Source organism: Catenisphaera adipataccumulans, assembly GCF_014202755.1.
Lineage (GTDB): Bacteria > Bacillota_I > Bacilli_A > Erysipelotrichales > Erysipelotrichaceae > Catenisphaera > Catenisphaera adipataccumulans.
Genome location: NZ_JACHHK010000014.1, coordinates 1 through 2,873, shown reverse-complemented (window position 1 = coordinate 2,873; position 2,873 = coordinate 1). Strand labels below are relative to the sequence as shown.

At 45.9% G+C, this 2,873-nt stretch carries 2 protein-coding genes and 1 pseudogene; 2 read left to right on the top strand and 1 reads right to left on the bottom strand.

The window, feature by feature from the left end; translation table 11 throughout:
- Nucleotides 1-188: 188 nt before the first annotated feature.
- Complete coding sequence (locus tag HNQ47_RS09995; protein WP_221248101.1) at nt 189-1,307, top strand: adenine-specific methyltransferase EcoRI family protein; 1,119 nt, start codon at nt 189-191, stop codon at nt 1,305-1,307.
- 72 nt (nt 1,308-1,379) lie between these two features.
- Nucleotides 1,380-1,742, top strand: coding sequence for a hypothetical protein (locus HNQ47_RS09990; RefSeq protein ID WP_183329260.1), 363 nt, complete (start codon nt 1,380-1,382; stop codon nt 1,740-1,742).
- On the opposite strand, the pseudogene HNQ47_RS09985 reads toward HNQ47_RS09990, so the two are convergent.
- A pseudogene (locus HNQ47_RS09985) lies at nt 1,739-2,873 on the bottom strand (hypothetical protein); the annotation flags it as partial. The gene HNQ47_RS09990 and the pseudogene HNQ47_RS09985 overlap by 4 nt on opposite strands.

Below are 2,873 nucleotides of genomic sequence, written 5' to 3'. Positions count from 1 at the left end.
ATTCTATACTATAGTTAACGGGTCATAAACGAACGTTTTACGCAACAAGAATCACAATAAGCAAAGCAGTCATCTTATGGTGACTGTTTTTTTTGCGTTTTTAGCTTTTTTGCCCGACGGATAAGCAAATAAAAAAGCCATATCATTCAGTTACATACAAAGCGCCGTAAGCGCAGGAAGGGATGATATTGGCACAAAATACAAATCTATCAAAAGCTAAAAAGGCAAAAAACGATGAATTTTATACTCAGTACAGCGACATCGAAGCAGAAATGAACGCCTATTACGAGTTTAACCATGATGTATTCAAAGGAAAAACGATCCTCTGTCCATGCGATGATCCGGAATGGTCGAATTTCACGAGATACTTCGCCGCAAACTTCAAGCGGTTCGGCCTGAAGAAGCTGATCTTTACAAGCTACGCAAAGAGCGCCGGAAATCAAAAGCCGACATTGTTTGAATCAAGTTCTCCGCTGTATGATCCGGTGATGCATGAAACACATGGGAAGATCTTCACTCTGACAGGGGATACGGACGGATCAGGCATTATTGATACAAACGATATTGAATTTACCGGTTATCTGGAAGGCGACGGCGATTTCCGAAGCGAAGAGGTCACAAGGCTGAGAGATGAAGCGGACATGATCATTACGAACCCTCCCTTCAGCCTGTTCCGCGAGTTTCTGAAGTGGATCATGGATGCAGACAAACAGTTTATTATTATCGGAAACATGAACGCCATTACATACAAAGAAGTGTTTCCGTTGCTTAAAAACAATGAAATATGGTGCGGAACATCCAGTTTCGGCGGCGGGATGAATATGATATTTCCGTCAAACAGTTTCGATGCAAGCAAAGTTAAAAAATACAGCATTGATCGAAAAGGAAACTATATCATCAATGTCATGGGCGTCATCTGGTATACGAACGTTGATCACGGCAAACGCCATGAACCATTGATTTTAGATACGATGGCACACAATCTGAAATTCAACAGAAAGCTGAAAAACAAATTGAAGAAGGCATATGGTGATGCCTCAAAATATCCGAAGTATGATAATTATGATGCCATCGAAGTTCCGTTTACAGAATGCATTCCATCTGATTACGATGGCATCATGGGTGTGCCGATTTCGTTCATGGATAAGTATTGCCCCGAACAGTTTGAAATAATCTGGACATCTGACAGAGGTGGAGATGGAATGCTGGATGATATCAGAAAGCCGTTCACACGCTATGATGCGCCCGTCATAAACGGTCGTGGTATCTATAAACGCATTTTTATCCGTTCCATTGTCAAACGTTGAAAACACATATAAATAACGTCTGAATCAGGTGACGATATGATAAAATAAAGATAGCAGAAAGGATGTAAAGACATGGAAAATGACCTGCTCGATGAAGTCAGCCGAAGAAACATCGTCGCAAAGGGATGGGTCGAACATTATCGGACCCTGATGGATCTGCTGTCAAAAGTCAAAGATTCCGGCAGTTTTTCCGGGAACGACGTAAATGTCTTTGAAGACGAGATCTTTCATCTGTACCGCACATTTGAAGCCGTCGCACAAAATCCGGGGCTTCGTGACTGGTTCAAAGAGTTCGCAGAGCTTCAGACAGGTTATTTTGCCGGTCTGGAACATTATCATACAAAATACGAGGACGGTCCGGGAATGGCCGGACTGTTCAGTGAAACGCTTGAAGAGCTGAAAAAAAATGAACGGGAGCTGATCCAAAGGGACTAGCTCTCGTTTTTCATTCCGTATTTGGCAATCAGAGCGTCTATCGCATAAGGCAGATACGGATTCCTTTCCAGCTGCCTTCTCGCCTGATATGTGTTGCCCTTGTGGATCTTACTTCTGCCGTTCAGTCCGCACTGTTCGGCGAGAAACTTCAGCATATAGACCGGCAGATGATCCAGATATGCCCGTTTATCCGTATTCGGACCGAAATCCTCGCTCGTGATATAGTATCGGGCGCTTTTGTATTCGCGGGTCTTGTTCAGTTCGTCCGTATGTTCCTTCAGAGCCTGCACATAATGCGGTGTCAGATTGGAAAAATCCGGTTCTTTTTCACTGATCTCCTTCAGTTTCAGATTCACGCCGGTCCTCAGAAGCATGATCAGGATCTTTTCAGCGTCTTTGCGTGTCGCTGGTTTACGGCCTTCATCGACCGAATAATTGACCAGAAGCGCCTGCCAAGCCACATATGCATCGATATTTTTCAGCGAGATGCCCTTTGTTTTCTGTACCAGTTCGAACTTCAGCCGGGAATGGAACTGGTTCACACGGCCGAGTCCGAGATCGTGCTGATCCTTCAGGAGCTTAAATTCCGAATAGGGTATGCTCCGTCTGCCGTCGATATAGTCCAGCATTTCATTGCGGTACATTGCGTCCTCGCGTTTACCGGCGTTCAGCCCGTCGGTCAGCGTCTTCAGATAGTTTGAAGGCCGTACATAGTGCATAACGCCGTATTTTTCACAATAGCTTCCGTAAATGCCGTTGGCGTCCGTGCATAAGATGGTCATGTCCTTCAGATGCGGTCCGATCAGCTTTTCAAAAGCTGCGGCACTGGCAGCACCGACTCCCGCATATCCGGCAACAACATGCCCCTGATGATCGACGGCGCACAGGACCGTTCCGAATTCCGGGCCGAGCGAACCGTATCTGCTTGGGCTTCCGGTCTTTCTGGCTTTGCGCGTTCCGCTTTTTTCAAACGGATCGACGAGTTTCAGAGAACCTTTCTGGCCTTCGTGGATGAATTTTTCATCCGCTTCAACAACTCCAACCAGATCCGGCTGAGGAACAGCCTTGGCCGCTTCCAGAATCTTCATCCGCCAGCCGAATACGGTCGTTTCCGTGATGCCCGCACACAGG

Excerpts from the sequence above, each read along its gene's own strand:
- HNQ47_RS09990 (WP_183329260.1), top strand. The coding sequence starts at position 1,380 with ATGGAAAATGACCTGCTCGATGAAGTCAGCCGAAGAAACATCGTCGCA.